The organism is Streptomyces longispororuber (genome assembly GCF_014656095.1).
Classification (GTDB): domain Bacteria; phylum Actinomycetota; class Actinomycetes; order Streptomycetales; family Streptomycetaceae; genus Streptomyces; species Streptomyces longispororuber.
The window spans coordinates 58,646-76,588 of the sequence record NZ_BNBT01000004.1; the positions used below are offsets into that span (position 1 = coordinate 58,646).

At 75.3% G+C, this 17,943-nt stretch carries 17 protein-coding genes; 7 read left to right on the plus strand and 10 right to left on the minus strand.

Annotated features, from left to right (window positions below; genetic code table 11):
• Positions 1–8 precede the first annotated feature (8 nt).
• From IE330_RS02225 to IE330_RS02245, 5 genes are all read right to left on the minus strand, one after another.
• Positions 9–572 (minus strand): GNAT family N-acetyltransferase, encoded by a 564-nt coding sequence (locus tag IE330_RS02225; protein WP_190134092.1) that lies wholly within the window; start codon positions 570–572, stop codon positions 9–11.
• Complete coding sequence (gene tsaD, locus IE330_RS02230; RefSeq protein ID WP_190134093.1) at positions 572–1,654, minus strand: tRNA (adenosine(37)-N6)-threonylcarbamoyltransferase complex transferase subunit TsaD; 1,083 nt, start codon at positions 1,652–1,654, stop codon at positions 572–574. Before tsaD ends, IE330_RS02225 begins: the two co-directional genes overlap by 1 nt.
• A gap of 180 nt (positions 1,655–1,834) precedes the next feature.
• Positions 1,835–2,404 (minus strand): TetR/AcrR family transcriptional regulator, encoded by a 570-nt coding sequence (locus IE330_RS02235; protein WP_190134094.1) that lies wholly within the window; start codon positions 2,402–2,404, stop codon positions 1,835–1,837.
• Positions 2,405–2,580: 176 nt separating this feature from the next.
• Complete coding sequence (locus IE330_RS02240; RefSeq protein ID WP_190134095.1) at positions 2,581–3,963, minus strand: amidase; 1,383 nt, start codon at positions 3,961–3,963, stop codon at positions 2,581–2,583.
• The gene (locus IE330_RS02245) at positions 3,950–4,150 is read right to left on the minus strand and encodes a hypothetical protein (protein ID WP_190134096.1); all 201 of its coding nucleotides are present in this window, start codon (positions 4,148–4,150) and stop codon (positions 3,950–3,952) included. Before IE330_RS02245 ends, IE330_RS02240 begins: the two co-directional genes overlap by 14 nt.
• Positions 4,151–4,384: 234 nt before the next feature.
• Here IE330_RS02245 and IE330_RS02250 point away from each other — a divergent pair, with 234 nt between their 5' ends.
• The 3 genes from IE330_RS02250 to IE330_RS02260 all read left to right on the plus strand — a co-directional run bounded on the left by IE330_RS02250 (position 4,385) and on the right by IE330_RS02260 (position 9,220).
• A complete protein-coding gene (locus IE330_RS02250; RefSeq protein WP_190134097.1) occupies positions 4,385–5,335 on the plus strand; it encodes an MBL fold metallo-hydrolase in 951 nt (316 codons plus the stop codon).
• A 75-nt stretch (positions 5,336–5,410) separates the two neighbouring features.
• Positions 5,411–6,472 carry a chitinase gene (locus IE330_RS02255; protein ID WP_190134098.1) on the plus strand — a complete coding sequence of 354 codons (1,062 nt, stop codon included), beginning with the start codon at positions 5,411–5,413 and terminating at the stop codon, positions 6,470–6,472.
• Positions 6,473–6,700: 228 nt separating this feature from the next.
• The gene (locus tag IE330_RS02260) at positions 6,701–9,220 is read left to right on the plus strand and encodes a polysaccharide lyase family 8 super-sandwich domain-containing protein (protein WP_190134099.1); all 2,520 of its coding nucleotides are present in this window, start codon (positions 6,701–6,703) and stop codon (positions 9,218–9,220) included.
• Between the two features lie 37 nt (positions 9,221–9,257).
• Here IE330_RS02260 and IE330_RS02265 read toward each other — a convergent pair whose 3' ends face one another.
• The 4 genes from IE330_RS02265 to IE330_RS02280 are packed head-to-tail and all read right to left on the minus strand — an operon-like array spanning position 9,258 to position 14,170.
• Positions 9,258–10,400, minus strand: coding sequence for an XdhC family protein (locus tag IE330_RS02265; protein ID WP_190134100.1), 1,143 nt, complete (start codon positions 10,398–10,400; stop codon positions 9,258–9,260).
• A complete protein-coding gene (locus IE330_RS02270; RefSeq protein WP_190134101.1) occupies positions 10,393–12,570 on the minus strand; it encodes a xanthine dehydrogenase family protein molybdopterin-binding subunit in 2,178 nt (725 codons plus the stop codon). Before IE330_RS02270 ends, IE330_RS02265 begins: the two co-directional genes overlap by 8 nt.
• The gene (locus IE330_RS02275) at positions 12,567–13,559 is read right to left on the minus strand and encodes an FAD binding domain-containing protein (RefSeq protein WP_190134102.1); all 993 of its coding nucleotides are present in this window, start codon (positions 13,557–13,559) and stop codon (positions 12,567–12,569) included. The genes IE330_RS02270 and IE330_RS02275 overlap by 4 nt, the downstream gene beginning before the upstream one ends.
• Positions 13,556–14,170, minus strand: a complete 615-nt coding sequence (locus IE330_RS02280) for a (2Fe-2S)-binding protein (RefSeq protein WP_190134103.1) — start codon at positions 14,168–14,170, stop codon at positions 13,556–13,558. The genes IE330_RS02275 and IE330_RS02280 overlap by 4 nt, the downstream gene beginning before the upstream one ends.
• A 447-nt stretch (positions 14,171–14,617) precedes the next feature.
• On the opposite strand from IE330_RS02280, the gene IE330_RS02285 reads away from it, so the two are divergent.
• The gene (locus IE330_RS02285) at positions 14,618–15,193 is read left to right on the plus strand and encodes a TetR/AcrR family transcriptional regulator (RefSeq protein ID WP_190134104.1); all 576 of its coding nucleotides are present in this window, start codon (positions 14,618–14,620) and stop codon (positions 15,191–15,193) included.
• A gap of 108 nt (positions 15,194–15,301) precedes the next feature.
• Here IE330_RS02285 and IE330_RS02290 read toward each other — a convergent pair whose 3' ends face one another.
• A complete protein-coding gene (locus IE330_RS02290) occupies positions 15,302–15,724 on the minus strand; it encodes a YjbQ family protein (protein ID WP_190134105.1) in 423 nt (140 codons plus the stop codon).
• 133 nt (positions 15,725–15,857) lie between these two features.
• Between IE330_RS02290 and IE330_RS39955 the strand changes: the two genes are divergently transcribed.
• From IE330_RS39955 to IE330_RS02300, 3 genes are all read left to right on the plus strand, one after another.
• A complete protein-coding gene (locus tag IE330_RS39955; RefSeq protein ID WP_319053403.1) occupies positions 15,858–15,941 on the plus strand; it encodes a putative leader peptide in 84 nt (27 codons plus the stop codon).
• A gap of 277 nt (positions 15,942–16,218) precedes the next feature.
• Complete coding sequence (locus IE330_RS02295) at positions 16,219–17,115, plus strand: ABC transporter permease (protein WP_190134106.1); 897 nt, start codon at positions 16,219–16,221, stop codon at positions 17,113–17,115.
• Entirely contained in the window at positions 17,088–17,930 is an 843-nt protein-coding gene (locus IE330_RS02300; RefSeq protein WP_190134107.1) for an ABC transporter ATP-binding protein, read from the plus strand. Before IE330_RS02295 ends, IE330_RS02300 begins: the two co-directional genes overlap by 28 nt.
• Positions 17,931–17,943: the final 13 nt, after the last annotated feature.

The following is a 17,943-nucleotide window of genomic DNA, read 5'->3' on the forward strand; positions in this document are numbered from 1 at the left end:
GGGGTGGGTCACTGGGGCGGGTCCGCGGCGGCGCGCGCGGGGTGGTCCGGTCCGAGGAGGGCGACGGTCCCGTTCCCGTCGGCGGGGCGGGTGACCTGTCGCCAGCCGAGGCGCTCGTAGAAGCGGACGGCGGTGGCCTCGGCGGACGTGAGCAGCCAGCAGCGGCCGTCGGGCGCGTCGCGGGTGACCGCTGCCAGGAGCGTACGGCCGAGGCCGAGGCCGTGCGCGGCGGGCAGGGCGGCGAGTTCGTCGACCTCCCGGCCGCCGCACAGCCACGCGGCCGTGCGGGCGGTGCCGAGCGCGGCGGTGACGCGCGGGTAGGCGCGGTCGGCGGGCAGCGGGGTGCTCGACGTCCAGGCCGTGGCGAAGCCGAGCACCCGCTCGCCGTCCAGGGCCAGGGCGGCGGTGAACCCGGGCCGGGTCACGTCGTGGGCGAGGCGTTCGAGGTAGTGGTCGGCGTCCGCGGGCTGCGAGTGCCAGGGCCCTCGGGCGAAGGCGGCGGCGTGGACGGCGCGGATGCCGTCGCCGTGGGCCAGCAGGTCCCGCCCTGGCAGGCGTACGACGGCGGCCATCAGGCGGCCCTCGCGACGGTGGCGGTGGCCACGGGGTGCAGGGCGGCGTACTCCAGGGGCGCCGACGGGTCGACGGAGACGTCCAGCGGCGCGGGTGGGGCGCCGGCGCGGACCAGCAGGTCGCCGACGGCGGCGATCATCGCGCCGTTGTCGGTGCACAGCCCGAGGGGCGGGACGCGCAGGGTGATCCCGGCGGCCCGGCAGCGCTCCTCGGCGAGCGCCCGCACCCGCGAGTTGGCGGCGACGCCCCCGACGACCACGAGGGTGGTGACGCCGTGCGCGGTACAGGCTGCGACCGCCTTGCGCGTGAGCACGTCGGCGACGGCCTCCTGGAGCGCGGCCGCGCCGTCGGCGACCGGCAGTTCCCGGCCCCGGTGGCCCTCGGCCCAGCGGGCGGCGGCGGTCTTCAGGCCGGAGAAGGAGAAGGCGTACGGGTCGTCGCCGGGGCCGGTCAGCGGGCGCGGGAAGGCCACGGCGTCCGGCGATCCGGCGCGGGCCGCGCGGTCGACGGCGGGGCCGCCGGGGTAGGGCAGGCCGAAGACGCGGGCCACCTTGTCGAAGCACTCCCCCGCGGCGTCGTCCAGGGTGTCGCCCAGGTGCGCGACGGGGTCGCGGGCCAGGTCGCGCACGAGGAGCAGCGAGGTGTGCCCGCCGGAGACGATCAGGACCACGCAGGGGTCGGGCAGGGGGCCGTGCTCCAGGGTGTCGGCGGCGACGTGCCCGGCCAGGTGGTGCACGCCGTACAGCGGTACGCCGAGCGCGTACGCGAGGCCCTTCGCCCCGGCGAGGCCGACCTGCAGGGCGCCGGACAGCCCCGGCCCTGTCGTCACGGCGACGGCGCCGATGTCGCCGAGGCGCAGTCCGGCCTCGTCGAGGGCGCGGCGCACCACCGGGCCGAGGGCGTGCACGTGGGCGCGGGCGGCGATCTCGGGCACGACGCCGCCGAACCGGGCGTGCTCGTCCATGCTGGACGCCACCGCGTGCCCGAGCAGGTGGCCGTTCCGCACGAGGCCCGCGCCGGTCTCGTCGCAGGACGACTCGATCCCCAGCACGACCGGGCCCGCCGTGGCGCTGCTCCCCATGTCCGCCCCCTTGGCTGTTCGGGTTGCCTGGCTTGTTGCCCCTCTATTGTAATTGCAAATCACTCGCAACAAGCGACAGGGACGGGCACACGAGCGCTGCGGGAGGGGACGGGCCCAGGGGGCGTGAAAAGCGTCCGGCCCGGCGACTCCCTGGTCACCGGGCCGGACGGGGCGCGGACGTCAGCGTCCGGCGTCCTTGAGGACCGCGTCCGCGAGTCCGCGGGCGTACTCAGGGGACAGGCCCTCGGTCCGGAACAGGATGCGGTACAGGAGCGGCGCCACCACGTGGTCCATGACGGCTTCGCGGCCCGGCAGCGGCTCCTCGCCCCGCTCGGCGGCGCGGCCGAGGATCAGGTCGACCTGGTCGGCGGCGTAGTCGGAGCAGCGGCTCGCGTTGCCGCTCTCGGGGGTGCCGAGGAGCGCGTCGCGCAGATAGGCGCGGCCGGGGGTGGAGGACATCTCCTCCAGGAAGTGCTCGGCCCACGCGGTGAGGTCGGCGCGCAGGTCGCCGTGGTCGTCCGGGTCCGCCTCGGGCCGCAGCCGCTCCACGGCCACGTCCGACAGGAGCTCCTGGAGGTCGCCCCAGCGGCGGTACACGGTGGACGGCGTGACCCCGGCCCGGGCCGCGATCAGCGGCACCGTCAGGGCCGCGCGCCCCCGCTCCGCCTCCAGCTCGCGCACCGCGGCGTGCACGGACGCCTGCACCCGGGCGCTGCGTCCGCCGGGACGGGCCATGGGCTTGGGACTCATGCCGTTCACCTTAACGCGAAGATCTGGCTTCAACGGGACGGGGTGGCGGGGCCCGCTGCCGCCTCACCAGGGCCGGGGCCACGCGGCCAGGGCCGGGGGGCTACGCGACCCGGACCGGGGGCGCGACCAGGGCCGGGGGCGGCCAGGGCTGGGGGGACGCGACCAGAGCCGGGGGGCTACACGGCCAGGGCAGCGGGCGGGCTCCCCGCCTCCGGGGCGAGCGAGCCGGCATCCGGGCGTGTCCGCTCGTAGGCCCGCCCCGCCCGCAGCGCCGTCCGCTCGCCGCCCGGGCCGCCGATGAGCTGCATCCCGAGGGGCAGCCCCGCGCCGTCCCGGCCGACGGGGACGGTCAGCGCGGGCAGGCCGGTGATGTTGGCGGGCGCGGAGAGGCGTACGTAGGCGTCGGGCACGCTCTCCACCGTGCCGTCCGGCCAGGACACCGACTCCTGCCCCGCCCGGACCGCGGCCGTCGGCACGGCGGGCGCGACGACGACGTCGACCCCCTCGAAGAGCCGCACCCACTCGCGGCGCATCAGGGTGCGGGCGCGCTGGGCCCGCAGGTAGTCGCCCGCGTGGAACAGCTCCCCGGCTTCGAGGAGGACCCGTACGTCGTCCCCGTACAGCTCGGGGGTCGTGCGCAGGGTGCGCTCGTGGTTCGCGCTGGCCTCGGGGACCATCAGCCCCCACTGGACGGCCTGGACGTAGCGGGTCATCGGGATGTGGACGTCGACGAGTTCGGCCCCGAGGTCGCGCAGCCGCCCGACGGCGTCCCGTACGGCCGTCTCGACCTCGGGAGTGACGTGGTCGAAGTAGTGGTTGACGGGGACGCCCACCCGCAGGCCCGCCAAGTCCCCGTCCGGCAGGGGCGCGTACTCCTGCCCGGTGAGGGCGGCGAGCACGAGCGCGGCGTCCTCGACCGTGCGCGTGAGGGGGCCCACGTGGTCCAGGGACCAGGACAGGGAGGTCACCCCGCGCGTGGGGACCAGGCCGTGGCTCGGCTTGAGGCCGACCACGCCGTTGAGCGCCGCGGGGACGCGGATGGAGCCGCCGGTGTCGGTGCCGATGGCGAAGGTCGCCGCGCCGGCCGCGACCGCGACGGCCGAGCCGCCGCTGGAGCCGCCCGCGACGCGGTCGGCGGCCCAGGCGTTGCGGGTCTGCGGGGTGGTCAGGCCGTAGGCGAACTCGTGGGTGTGGGCCTTGCCGAGCAGCACCGCCCCGGCGGCCGCGAGCCGGGCGGCGACGACGCTGTCCTCGGCCGCCAGGTGGCCGTCGCGGACCCGCGAACTGGCGCTGGTGGGCTGCCCCTTGACGTCGACGAGGTCCTTCAGGGCGAGCGGGATGCCGTGCAGGGGGCCGCGTCCGCGCCCGGCGGCGAGCTCGCGCCCGGCCCGCTCGGCGGCGCGGCGGGCCTCCTCGTGCCGCAGGCTCACATAGGGGTTGAGGACGCCCGCCACCTCGTCGGCACGGCGCAGGACGGAGTCCGTCAGCTCGGCCGGGGACAGCTCGCCCGCGGCGATCGCGGCGGCCGCCCCGGCGAGGGTCAGCTCATACGGCCGCATCGCGCACCTCCGCCCCGGCGGGCGTGGGCTCCACACCGGTGAGGTCCAGCTCGCGCAGGGTGGCGACGACGGCGTGGATGTGGCGGGCGGTGGCGGCCACCAGGTCGAGGCGCTCGTCGGGCAGGGGCAGCCCGGCGCGCGCGGCCCACCGGGCCGCGTCGCGGGGGCCGAACTCCAGGGAGGACATGGGGGTTCCCTTCGAGATGGGTGGCACGGGAGACGCAAAAGCTAAACGTTTGCGTTAGGCCACCATAGGGGCTAGCCTCCACTAACGCAAAGCCATTGCTTTTAGGTGCGCAGGGCTCCACGTGACCTCGCACGGCTTCACGCGGCCTCACCTGGCCCGGCCCCACGCGGGCCCCACGCGACCGCACACACGCGGAGGGCTCCCCCTCCCCCTCACCCCTCGGAGCACCCACCCATGCACCACCACCCCACCCCTGCCCAAGAGCCGCACACCTCTCCCCGAACCCTCGGCACCACCCCGGCCTGGGCCGTCGGCAGCACGCCCGTCCACCGCGTCGACGAGATCGACTTCCCGCCCGAGACCGGCGCCTGGCTGCTGCCCGACGCCACCCCGGACGTCGTCGCCCGCGCGCCGTGGCTGACACCGGACTTCGCCGACGACGGGGGCGTCCTGCGCGCGTCGAGCCACAGCTTCGCGTTCACCGTCGACGGGCGGCGGGTCCTCGTCGACACGGGCATCGGCAACGGCAAGCAGCGCGCCATGCCCGCCTGGCACGAGCTGGACACCGACTACCTCGACCGGCTCACCGCGGCGGGGTATGCACCCGACTCCGTCGACCTGGTGATCCTCACGCACCTGCACGCCGACCACGTCGGCTGGAACACCCGCCTGGAGAACGGGACATGGGTGCCCACGTTCCCCCGCGCCCGGTACGTCACGACCCGTACCGAGTGGGACCACTGGGCGTCCGTGGACATGGAGGAGTCCCGCCGCCAGATGTTCCGCGACTCGGTGCACCCCGTCCGCGACGCGGGCCTGCTGGACGTCGTCGACATCACGGAGGGGCCGGTCGCCCTCGCGCCCGGCCTGCGGCTGCTGCCCACCCCCGGACACACCCCCGGCCAGGTCGCGGTCGAGCTGCGCGACTCCGGGGACACCGCGCTGATCACCGGCGACGCGGTCCACCACCCCGTCCAGCTCGCGCACCCGCACCTGGCGAGCTGCGCCGACACCGACAGCGCCCTGGCCCGCGCCACCCGTGCCGCCCTGCTCGCGTCCGCCGCAGGGAGCGGTGCGCTGCTGCTCGGCACGCACTTCGCCCCGCCGACGGCGGGCCGCCTCACCCGGGACGGCTCCGGCTACCGACTCACGCCCGTGCGCCCCGCATTGGCCCAGACCTATTGACGACAGGTCTATACCTACTTACCGTCAGCCGCATCAGATCCCATCCGCAGCAAGGCCTCCTTGAGGGAGCACGCCATGATCGGTCGGACGGTACGTCTGTTGGGAGCGGCCCTGGCGCTGGCCTGCGCGGCACAGTTGCCCGCCGCGGCGGCGCCGGACGCGCCGGGCACACCGCGGGAGGAGACCTGCGCGGTCAAGTCGAAGCCGGCGGGCAAGGTGCTCCAGGGCTACTGGGAGAACTGGGACGGCGCGGCGAACGGCGTGCACCCGCCCTTCGGCTGGACCCCGATCACCGACGCGCGCATCGGCGCGCACGGCTACAACGTGATCAACGCCGCCTTCCCCGTCATCCGTTCCGACGGCACCGTGCTGTGGGAGGACGGCATGGACTCCACGGTGAAGGTCGCGACGCCGGCCGAGATGTGTCAGGCCAAGGCCAACGGCGCCACGATCCTGATGTCCATCGGCGGCGCGGCCGCGGGCATCGACCTCAGCTCCCCGGCCGTGGCCGACCGGTTCGTCGAGACCGTCGTGCCGATCCTGAAGAAGTACAACTTCGACGGCATCGACATCGACATCGAGACCGGCCTCGTCGGCACCGGCAACATCAACCAGCTCTCGCCGTCCCAGTCGAACCTGATCCGCATCATCGACGGGGTGCTGGCCAAGATGCCGTCCAACTTCGGCCTGACGATGGCCCCGGAGACGGCGTACGTCACCGGCGGCAGCGTCGTGTATGGCTCCATCTGGGGCGCGTACCTGCCGATCGTCAAGAAGTACGCGGACAACGGCCGGCTGTGGTGGCTGAACATGCAGTACTACAACGGCAGCATGTACGGCTGCTCCGGCGACTCCTACTCCGCGGGCACCGTCCAGGGCTTCGTCGCCCAGACCGACTGCCTCAACAAGGGGCTCGTGATCCAGGGCACCACGATCAAGGTCCCGTACGACAAGCAGGTGCCGGGGCTGCCCGCCCAGCCGGGCGCCGGCGGCGGCCACATGGGCCCGAGCCTCGTCGCCCAGGCCTGGAACCACTACGCGGGCGCCCTCAAGGGCCTGATGACCTGGTCCATCAACTGGGACGGCTCGCGCAACTGGACGTTCGGCGACAACGTCAAGCGCCTCCAGGGGCGCTGAGCCCGCACCGGGTGCCGCCCGGGGTGCGGACCCGTCACCGGGGTGCCTCCTGACCGCCGGAGTGCCGTCCGGGGCCGGGGTGGCCCCCGGGCGGCGCCGCGCGGCGCCGCTCCCCGGGCGGCGCCCCTGATCGGCCGCGCCCGACCGGCCCCGTCCCTCTTGCCCGCGCCCCGGCCCTCTGCTTGACTCCGCCCGCCGAACCGGCCACGCCCCCACGCGGAGGACCCCATGGACCTCACCCGCAGACGTCTGCTCTCCGCCCTCGCCGCCGCCGGGCTGCTGAGCGCGGTCCCCGTGCGGGCGGCGAGCGCGGCCGACCGGGAGCGGCTGCTCGCCAACGTCGTGGCCGTCTTCGCCGGGACCGCGCGGTCCAACGCCCGGCCCGAGACCGCGGCCAGGCGCGCCGCCGTCGAACGGGCCGCGCGGGACCGGCTGAAGGCCATGGACGACGCCGGGCCGGGCGAGCTCTTCCACGGCCTGGTGCTCGGCACCGACGAGGCGCAGCTCAACACCGCCTTCCGCCACCTCTACGAGATCGCCCTCGCCACCCGCACCCCCGGCCTGCCCGGCGGCGACCTGTACGGGAACACCGCCGTGCGGCGCCGGGTCGTCGACGGCCTGGTGTGGCTGCACGAGCGGTACTACGGCGACCAGACGAAGGGCTACTACGGCAACTGGTTCCACTGGGAGATCGGGATCTCCCAGCACGTCAGCAGGACCCTGGTGCTGCTCGCCGACACCGTGCGCGCGTACCGCCCCGACCTGGTCCGCACGTACGTGGCCTCCATGGACGCCTACCTGCGCAACGGCGTCGACGGGGACGTGAACCTGGACTCCCGCTTCCACACCGGCGCCAACCTCGCGGACATCACCACCAACCGCGTCCTGCAGGGCGCGCTGCTCGCCGACGACGCGCGGGTGCGCAAGGCGCTCACCGACCAGTTGACGGTCTTCGCCACCGTCGACCCCTACGACCTCAAGCACGGCGTGACGGACGGCTACTACGCCGACGGGTCCTTCCTCCAGCACGCGTCCGTCGCCTACACCGGCGCCTACGGCAAGGGCCTGCTCACCCGGGTCGTGCAGACCCTCACGTTCCTCGACGGGACCGGCTTCGCGCACGGCGAGGACCTCGTCCCGGTCGTCCTGCGGTGGGTGCGCGACGGATTCGCCCCGGTGATCTTCGAGGGGTGGATGATGGAGATCGTCAAGGGGCGGGCGGTGTCCCGCACCGACAGCGGCTACACCGACGTGGCCGCCGTCGTGGAGGCCGTCACCGACCTCGCCCCGCTCGCGCGCGCCGCCGACGCCACGGCCCTGAAGGGCTATGTGAAGCACGTGCGCGAGACGTCCAGGACCGCCCTCGACCCGAGCCGGTTCGTCTCCCCCGTCAGCATCGTGCGCTACGCCGACATCGTCGCCGACGCCTCCGTCCCGGCCCGTGACCTCAACCCCGCCGCCCGGTGCGTCGCCTTCAACGCCATGGACCGCACCGTGCACCGCAGACCCGGGTACGCCTTCGCGCTGGCGCGCAACTCCGACCGGATCAGCAAGTACGAGTACATGAACGGCGAGAACCTGCTGCCCTGGTTCCAGGGCGAGGGCGCCCACTACCTGTACCTGGCGGGGCAGGACCAGACGAGGGCCTTCGGCGTCGACTACTTCACCGCCGTCCCGCCGCACGGGCTCGCCGGGGTGACGGCCCCGGTGGAGCGGCGCCGCTCCGTGCCGGAGCTGTACGGCAAGCCGTACTACGACAACCCGGGCCACCCGCTGAAGTTCACCCCGTCCTCGGAGTCGCAGAACACCTATGTGTACTTTCCGCGCGGCACCCACCGGTTCTCCGGCGGCGCCGTCCTCGGGGCGTACGGCGTCGCGGGCATGGTGCAGTCCGACGACGTCGCCCACCGCGACCGGGCGCTGCTGCCCGACGACTTCGTGACCCACCGCAACGCCACCGCCACCAAGTCGTGGTTCCTGCTCGACGAGGAGGTCGTGGTGCTCGCCGCCGGAGTCGGGGACGGGGCCGGCCGGGCGGTGGCCACGACCGTCGACGCACGCGTCTCCGCGCCCGGCGACCGGGTCTCCCTCACCGGGGCGCTGCGCGACGGACAGCCCTGGAGCGGGCCCGGCACCGGCCGGCTCGCCTGGCTGCGCTGGGCCGACGCCGGGCAGGGCACGGCGGTCGGGTACGTCTTCCTCGACACGCCCCCGGTGCGGGTCACCCTCGACGAGGTGACCCGCAGCCGCCGCGCCGTACGGACCGCGAACCCCGACACCCCCGTGACGCGCCAGGTGTTCGCCGCCCGGGTCGAGCAGGAGGCCGGCGCCGCCCCGGTGCGCCTGGCGTACGCGCTCCTGCCGCACGCGGGCGAGGCCCGGCTGCGGTCGTACGGGGCGGTCGAGGTCCTCACCAACTCCCGGGCGCTGCAAGCCGTCCGGCACGACGGGCTCGGCCTGACGGCGGCCAATTCCTTCACGCGCGGGCGCCACGACGTCGGGCACCTGCGCGTCGACGGGCCGGCCTCGGTCCTCGTGCGCGGACCGCGCGGCGGGCCCACCACCGTCGCCGTGTCCGACCCCACCACGGCCCGCGACACCGTCACCGTGCTGCTGCGCGGACGCCCGCTGCGGCCGGTCGACGCCGACGCGGGGGTGCGGGTCCGGGCCGTGCCCGGCGGCACGAGGATCGACGTCACCACGCACCACGCGTACGGACGGAGCTTCACGGTCACGCTGCGTCCGTGAGCCGCGCCGCCCGCCGTGCACGCCGCCCGCCGCGCCGTCAGGCCCCCGCCGCCACCGGCTGGTCCCGGCCGTCCCGGTGGATCGGGGCGCGCGTGCCGGTGAGTGGCGCGCCCGTGCCGCCGTGCCGTGCCGCCACGATCTCGGCGGCGATGGACAGGGCCGTCTCCTCCGGGGTGCGGGCCCCGAGGTCGAGGCCGATCGGCGAGCGCAGCCGGGCCAGTTCGGCCTCCGTGACGCCCGCCGCGCGCAGGCGGCGGGCACGGTCCTCGTGGGTCCGCCGCGAGCCCATCGCACCGACGAACGCGACCGGCAGCCGCAGCGCCACCTGAAGGACGGGCACGTCGAACTTGGCGTCGTGCGTCAGCACGCACAGCACCGTGCGGGCGTCCGTCGCGGTGGAGCGCAGATAGCGGTGCGGCCAGTCCACGACGACCTCGTCGGCCTCGGGAAAGCGGGCCCGTGTGGCGAAGACCGCCCGGGCGTCGCACACCGTCACGTGGTAGCCGAGCAGCTTGCCCGTGCGGACCAGCGCCGCGGCGAAGTCCACGGCGCCGAACACGATCATGCGCGGGGGCGGGGTGCTCGACTCGACGAGCAGGGTCACCCCGCCCGGGCAGCGCGAGCCGTCCTCGGACACCTCGACGGTGCCGGTGCGGCCCGCGTCGAGCAGCGCGCGGGCCTCGGCCACCGCCGTGCGGTCCAGGGCCGCGCCACCGCCGAGGCCGCCCGCCCACGAGCCGTCGGCCCGCACGAGCAGGGCCCGGCCGAGGAGTCCGGCGGGGCCCCGGGCCACCCGGACGAGCGCGGTCGGCTCGTCGCGGTCGGCCCGGGCCAGGGCCTCGGCGACCCGCGCCCGGTCCGGGGCGTCGGCGGGCACGGGCACGACCAGGACCTGGAGGGTGCCGCCGCAGGTGAGGCCGACGGCGAAGGCGTCCTCGTCGCTGTAGCCGAACTCCTCCACCACCGCCTCGCCGTCCTCCAGCGCCCGCAGGCACAGGTCGTACACCGCGCCTTCCACACAGCCGCCGGAGACCGAGCCGACGGCGGTGCCGTCGCTGTCGACGGCGAGGGCGGCGCCGGGGCCGCGCGGGGCGCTGCCGCCGACGGCCACCACGGTGGCCACGGCGAACGAGCGCCCCTCGTCGGTCCAGCGCCGCAGCGCCCCGGCGATGTCAAGCACGGTCCGGCCCGCCGTCGGCCGCGGCCCCGGCGCCTGGGGTGCCCGGGGCCCCTGCCGCGTCGAGGACCCGGTCCGGCCGGATGGGCAGGGTGCGGTGGCGGACGCCGGTGGCGTGCCACACGGCGTTGGCGATCGCCGCGGCCGCGCCGACGATGCCGATCTCGCCGATGCCCTTGATGCCGACGGGGTCCTCGTCGTCCGTGTCCTCGACCCAGTCCGCCTCGATGCGCGGTACGTCGGCGTGCGCGGCGAAGTGGTAGCCGGCCAGGTCGGCGCCGACGTGCGCGCCCGAGGCCGCGTCCCGGACCGCCTCCTCGTGCAGCGCCATCGACAGGCCCCACGTCATGCCGCCGACCAACTGGCTGCGCGCGGTCAGCGGGTTCACGATCCTGCCCGCGGCGAAGATCCCGAGCATCCGGCGGACCCGTACCTCGCCGGTGGTGACGTCCACGGCGACCTCGGCGAACTGCGCGCCGTAGGAGTGGCGCTCCTTCTGCGCGAGCGCGGCGAGGACGTCGCTGGTGTCCGACCGCGCCGTGAGGCCCTCCTCCGGTACGGCGCCGCCGAGGGCCAGGCGTTCGCGCAGTTCGCGCGCCGCCAGGAGCACCGCCCAGCCCCAGGAGCGGGTGCCCATGGAGCCGCCGGCGAGCCAGGCCTGGCCGAAGTCGCTGTCGGCGATGCGGACGCGCACCCGGTCGGGCGTGACCTCAAGGGCGTCCGCGGCGATCTGGGTGAGCGCGGTGCGGGCGCCGGTGCCGACGTCCGCCGCGGTGATCCGTACGGTGAAGGTGCCGTCGGGCTCCGCCGTCACGGCCGCCGTGGTCGGGGCCGCGCCGACGAAGAACGTGGACGCCGCCATGCCGGTGCCGACGAGCCAGCGCCCGTCGCGGCGCGTGCCCGGGCGCGGGTCGCGGTCGGCCCAGCTGAAGCGGCGGGCGCCCTCGCGGTAGCAGGCGAGGAGGTTGCGGCTGCCGAAGGGCAGGCCGGAGACGGGCCCGACGGCGGGTTCGTTGCGCTCGCGCAGCGCGATCGGGTCGACGCCGCACTTCTCGGCGAGCTCGTCGAGGGCGCACTCCAGGGCGAAGGAGCCCGGGGCCTCGCCGGGTGCCCGCATCCAGGTGGGCGTGGGCACGTCGAGGGGCACGAGGCGGGTGACGGAGTGGTGGGCGTCGGCGGCGTACATCGACCGCCCGAACCCGGCGCTCGGCTCGACGAACTCGAACAGCTTCGACGTGACGCCGTGGGCCTCGTGGCCGAGGGCGCGCAGCCGTCCGTCGGGGTCGGCGCCGAGCCGCACGCGCTGGGTCGTGGGGCTGCGGTAGCCGACCACCGAGAACATCTGCCGCCGCGTCAGGACCACGCGCACCGGCCGGTCGAGGACGGTCGCGGCCATGGCGGCGCCCACCTGGTGCGGCCGTACGCCCTTGCAGCCGAAGGCGCCGCCGACGTGCTCGGACCGCACCCGCACCGAGGCCAGGTCGAGCGAGAACAGGTGCGCCAGCTCCTCGGCGACCCACCGGCTGCCCTGGTTGGAGTCGACGACTTCGAGCCTGCCGCCGTCCCAGCGGGCGGTGGCCGCGTGCGGCTCCATCGTGTTGTGGTGCTCCTCGGGCGTGCCGTACCGCTCGTCCACCACGACGGCGGACGCCGCGAGTTCGGCCTCCAGGTCGCCCTTCACGGCCTCGTTGGGCTGGCCCATCACGCTCTCCGGCGTGTACGCCGCCGCGTGCTCCGGGTGGAAGCCGACGTCGTGCGGCTCCGTCTCGTACCGCACCTGGAGCGCCTCGGCGGCCTCCCTGGCCTGCTCGGACGTCTCGGCGACCACGAGGGCGACGGGCCAGCCCGCGTAGGGCACGCGGTCGTGCTGGAAGAGGCCGACGACGGGGTCGGGCGGCCCGAGGCTGCCCACGTACTGGGTCTCGACGCGGGGCGCGTTGCCGTGGTGGAGGACGGCGAGCACGCCCGGCATCCCGAGCACCGGCCCGGTCTCCACGGCGACGACGCGGCCGCGGGCGACGGTGGAAAGGACGAGCCAGCCGTGGGCGAGGTCGCCGAAGGGGATCTCACCGGCGTAGCGGGCGGCGCCGGTAACCTTGTCCCGGCCCTCGATCCGGGTGTGCCCGGTGCCGACGGCTCCGGGCGCCGCCGTGCCGCGGGTGGCGGTGGTCATCGGCCGGCCTCCTCGGCGAGTTCGGTCAGGACGGCGACGACGAGGTTGCGCATCAGGGTCACCTTGTATCCGTTGTCGGGCAGCGGCTCGGCGGCCGCGAGTTCGGCGTCCGCGGCGGCGGCGTACGCCTCAGCGGTCGCCGGGCCGCCGGTCAGCGCCCGCTCGGCGGCCCGCGCCCGCCAGGGCCGGGAGGCCACCGCGCCGAAGGCGAGCCGGACGTCGTGCACGCGGCCGTCGCGCACGTCGAGCGCGGCGGCGAGCGAGCCGATCGCGAAGGCGTACGAGGCGCGTTCGCGCACCTTGCGGTAGCGGGAGCGGGCGGCGACCGGCGCGGGCGGCAGCGTGACGGCGGTGATCAGCGCCCCGGCGGGCAGGGCGGTCTCCGCGTGCGGGGTGTCCCCCACCGGCAGGTAGAAGTCCGCGAGCGGCACCTCGCCGGGGCCGTCGAGGGTCTCGTAGGCGACGACCGCGTCGAAGGCGGTGAGGGCCACGCCCATGTCCGAGGGGTGGACGGCCACGCAGTGCTCGCTGGCGCCGAGGATGGCGTGATTGCGGTGCTCGCCGCGCAGGGCGGCGCACCCGCTGCCGGGCGTCCGCTTGTTGCACGGCCGCGCCAGGTCGGTGAAGTAGGCGCAGCGGGTGCGCTGCAGGAGGTTGCCGCCGACCGTGGCCATGTTCCGCAACTGGCCGGAGGCGCCGGCGAGCACGGCCTGGGTCAACGCGGGGTAGCGGCGGCGGACTTCGGGGTGGGCGGCCAGGTCGCTGTTGCTGACGGTGGCGCCGATCCGCAGGCCGCCGCCGGCGGTCTCCTCGATCCGGTCCAGCGGCAGCTCGGCGAGGTCGACGAGGCGCTCGGGGCGCTCCACGCCGGCCTTCATCAGGTCGACGAGGTTGGTGCCGCCCGCGAGGAAGCGGGTGCCGTCGTCGGCGCCGTGCAGGGCGAGGGCGCCGGAGACGTCGGGCGCGCGCAGATAGCCGAACTCCCTCACGCCACGGCCTCCTTGGAGGCGTCGGCGGGTATGTCGTCCCCGCCGCCGGGGGCGTCGGCGGCGCTCGCGTCCCGGTCGGCCGCGGCGGCGCGCTCGACCGCCCGCACGATGGACACATAGGCGCCGCACCGGCAGAGGTTGCCGCTCATCCGCTCCCGGATCTCCTCGGGGGTCAGCGGCGGCACGCCCGCCTCGGGCCGTACGTCGTCGGTCGCGGCGCTGGGCCAGCCCGCCGCGTGCTCGTCGAGCACCGCGAGGGCCGAACAGATCTGTCCGGGCGTGCAGTACCCGCACTGGAAGCCGTCGAGGTCGAGGAAGGCCTGCTGCACCGGGTGCAGCCGGTCGCCCTCGGCGACGCCCTCGATGGTGGTGATCTCGCGGCCCTCGGCGGCCACCGCGAGCTGCAGGCAGGAGACGGCGCGGCGCCCGTCGACGAGGACCGTGCAGGCGCCGCACTGGCCCTGGTCGCAGCCCTTCTTCGTGCCGGTCAGGTCCAGGCGCTCGCGCAGCACGTCGAGCAGGGTGGTGCGGTGGTCGACGGGCAAGGTGTGTTTCTCGCCGTTGACGGTCAGTGTGACGACGCTGTGCGTCGCCGTGGGGGCTGGAGCCATGGTCAAGCCTTCTTTCGCGTACGCGGAGGTGGCGCGCGGCGCAGCGGGGCGCGCTGGAGCCGGTGGCGCTCGGCGTGCTGGGACGTGCTTCGACGTGCTCGGGCCGGGGCGTGCCCGGCCGGGTTGCTTCGGCGTGGTGCGAGGACGAGCTGGTCGGGCGCGTTCGAACGGGCGGGACGTGCTCGCGGTGGTGCGCGGTCACGGGTGCGGCCCGCGGGCGGAGGTGGCGCGCGGGCACCGGGCCGGCCACCGGTCCGGTCGAACGGGTCGTGCGAACAGGACGTACGGGCAGGGCGTGCGGACGCCGGGCAGGCGCCGTCGGGGCGTCCGGCCGACCGGTGTCCCGCTATGGTGATCCCAAGCGGACACCTGTCCGATGACTCCGAACCTAACGGACACCTGTCCGCTTGAGCAAGGCCGGACGGCCCGGGCCCGGAAGGACGAGGGGTGCACGAGAAAAAGAACGCGCCACTGCGGTCGGACGCGCAGCGGAACCGCGAACGCATCCTGGAAGTCGCCCTCGTGGAGCTGACGCGGGCGGCGGACACCCCTCTGAGCGCCATCGCGAAGAAGGCGGGCGTGGGGCAGGGCACCTTGTACCGCAACTTCCCGAGCCGCGAGGCGCTCGTCCTGGAGGTCTACCGCTACGAGGTGGAGCAAGTGGCGGCCACGGCGGCCCAGTTGCTGGCGGACCGCGCCCCGGACCAGGCCCTGCGGGAGTGGATGGACCGCCTCGCCCGGTACTCCATGACGAAGGCGGGCCTGGCCGCGGCGATGGGCAAGGCCACCGCGTACGGCAGTTTCGCCGCCTGCGGCCACGGCCCGCTCACCGCGGCCATCACGCTCCTGCTGCGCGCCAACGACGAGGCGGGCACCATCCGCCCGGGCCTGACCCCCGACGACTTCCTGCTCGCCATCGCGGGCCTGTGGCACATCGACCCGCACAGCGACTGGCAGGCACGCGTGGACCAGCTCCTGGACATCGTCATGGACGGGCTGCGGGCGGGGGCGCCGGGGCGGTGAACGGGGGCGGCGCCCCGGCGCGCGGAGCGGGGCCGCCAGTCGCCCTGGCACCCCGGCACCCCGACACCCCAGCACCCCGAAGGGCGTCGCCCCGCCGCCCCCGGCCCGCTACCCCAGGAAGCTCAGCCGCACCTGGCGATCGGGGTTGTCCCGGTTCGTGTCCACCAGGCACACCGCTTGCCACGTGCCCAGCTCCAGCCTGCCGCCGATGACGGGGAGCGTGGCGTGCGGGGCGACCAGGGCGGGGAGCACGTGGTCGCGGCCGTGGCCGGGGCTGCCGTGCCGGTGCTGCCAGCGGTCGTCGGCCGGGAGCAGGGTGTGCAGGGCGGCGAGCAGGTCGCTGTCGCTGCCCGCGCCGGTCTCGAGCACGGCCACGCCCGCGGTGGCGTGGGGCACGAAGACGTTGAGCAGGCCGTCGCGGCCGCGGGCCACCTCGTCCAGGAAGCCGGCGCACGCGTCGGTGAGGTCGAGGACCGTCTCCTCGGAGCCGGTCGTGACGTTCAGGATGCGGGTGGTGAAGACGTCGGACATACGACCCATCCTGCACCAACACGCGCCCGTGCAGCCCGTGGGACACTGCCCGGTCGTCCACACAGTGGGATGGCGTGTCCGACCTCCGAGACACCATTGACCGTGCATCGTCGAGATCGCTACGTTCTGCCGCATGTCGCGTTCAGCTCTGCTCACTTCGCGCGGTCACATCGACCTGCTGCGGGTGGCCTCCGCCGCGTGTCGCCGCGGCTGCTGACGCCCTCTCACCCGACTGCTCCGCGTACGGACCGTACGCCGTAGCGTCCGCCCCCGGTCCTACCGGTCCCCGCGTGCGTCCATGGACCACCGCGGCGCCCACCGGCCGGCGCCTGCGGCCTCTTCGAGCCCTTCGTGACGCCCGCGCTCCGCGGGTGCCGTCCGTACGCCGCCACCCCACTGCCGCGCACCGCGCACCGCCCCGGCCCGGCGCCGCCCTCCGCGGCCGTGCCGGGTCGACCGCCCGGGCGCGCCCCCCGCCTCCCGCCAGGAGTGCCATGAGCATCAGCCATGCCCCACCTCCGCCTCCCTCGCCCGACATATCCGGTGAAGCCACCGAAGAGATCCCGGAGACCGGCGCCGTCCCACCGCCCGAGCTCGTCCCCCTCGTGCCCGCCTCCGCCCGCCGCGCCCGTGTCCCCCGCTGGCTGCGCCGCACCACAGGACCCCTGCTGCTGCTCGTCCTGTGGCACCTGCTCAGCGTCACCGGCGTCCTGAGCGACGACGTGCTCGCCTCCCCGGGCACCATCGCGCGGGTCGCGGGGGACCTCGTCGAGGACGGTTCGCTGCCCTCGGCCATGGGGGTCTCCGTGCAGCGCGTCGCCGTCGGCCTGCTGCTCGGGACCCTCGTCGGAACCGGACTCGCCCTCGTCTCCGGGCTGTTCCGGATCGGCGAGGACCTCGTCGACGCGAGCGTACAGATGCTGCGGACCGTGCCGTTCGTCGGGCTCATCCCGCTGTTCATCATCTGGTTCGGCATCGGCGAGACGCCCAAGCTCGCCCTCATCACGCTCGGTGTCTCCTTCCCGCTGTACCTCAACGTGTACGCGGGCATCCGCGGCGTCGACACCCAACTCATCGAGGCGGGCGAGTCGTTGGGGCTCTCCCGGTGGGGGCTCGTACGGCACGTGGTCCTGCCGGGCGCGCTGCCCGGCGCGCTGACCGGGCTGCGGTACTCCCTCGGCATCGCCTGGCTCGCCCTGGTCTTCGCCGAGCAGATCAACGCCGACGCGGGCATCGGCTTCCTGATGGTCCAGGCCCGGGACTTCCTGCGGACCGACGTCATCGTCGTCTGCCTGATCGTCTACGCCTTCCTCGGCCTCCTGGCCGACCTCGCCGTCCGCACTCTCGAAAGGCTGCTCCTTCAATGGCGACCGACGTTCACCGGCCGGTGACCTCCGCGGCGCCCGCCGCCGTCCGCGTCGACGGGCTCATCCGCGCCTTCGACGGCCGCCCCGTCATCGACGGTCTCCGCCTCGACGTGCGGCCCGGCGAGTTCGTGGCGCTGCTCGGCCGCAGCGGCTGCGGCAAGTCCACGCTGCTGCGCGTCCTCGCCGGGCTCGACCGCGAGATCGAGGGCACCGTCCTCGTGCCGCGCCGCAAGGCCGTGGCGTTCCAGGCACCGCGCCTGATGCCCTGGAAGCGGGTGTGGCGCAACGTCGTGCTCGGCCTGGACGGCAAGCCCGAGCGGGCCGTCGCCGAGCGGGCCCTGGACGAGGTCGGGCTCGGCCACCGCGCCCGCGCCTGGCCCAAGACGCTGTCGGGCGGCGAGGCCCAGCGCGCCTCCCTGGCCCGCGCGCTGGTGCGCGAGCCCGACCTGCTGCTCCTGGACGAGCCGTTCGGCGCCCTCGACGCGCTGACCCGGGTGCGGGCGCAGCGGCTCGTCGGCGAGCTGTGGCAGCGGCGGGGCTGCGCCGTGCTGCTCGTCACGCACGACGTCGAGGAGGCGGTGCTGCTCGCCGACCGGGTCCTCGTCATGGACCGGGGCGTGATCGCGCACGAGCAGCGCGTCGACCTCGACCGGCCCCGCGACATCACCGACCCCCGCTTCGCCGCCCTGCGCGCCGGGCTCCTGGAACGCCTCGGCGTCGAGGCGCCCACCCCCGCCTCCGCCTCCGCCTCCACCCCCGCCTCCGCTGCCGCCGCCACCTCCGCCTCCACTGCCGCCGCCTCCGCTGCCGCCACCGTCCCCGCCCGCACCGCCACCTGACCGCCTCGACCCC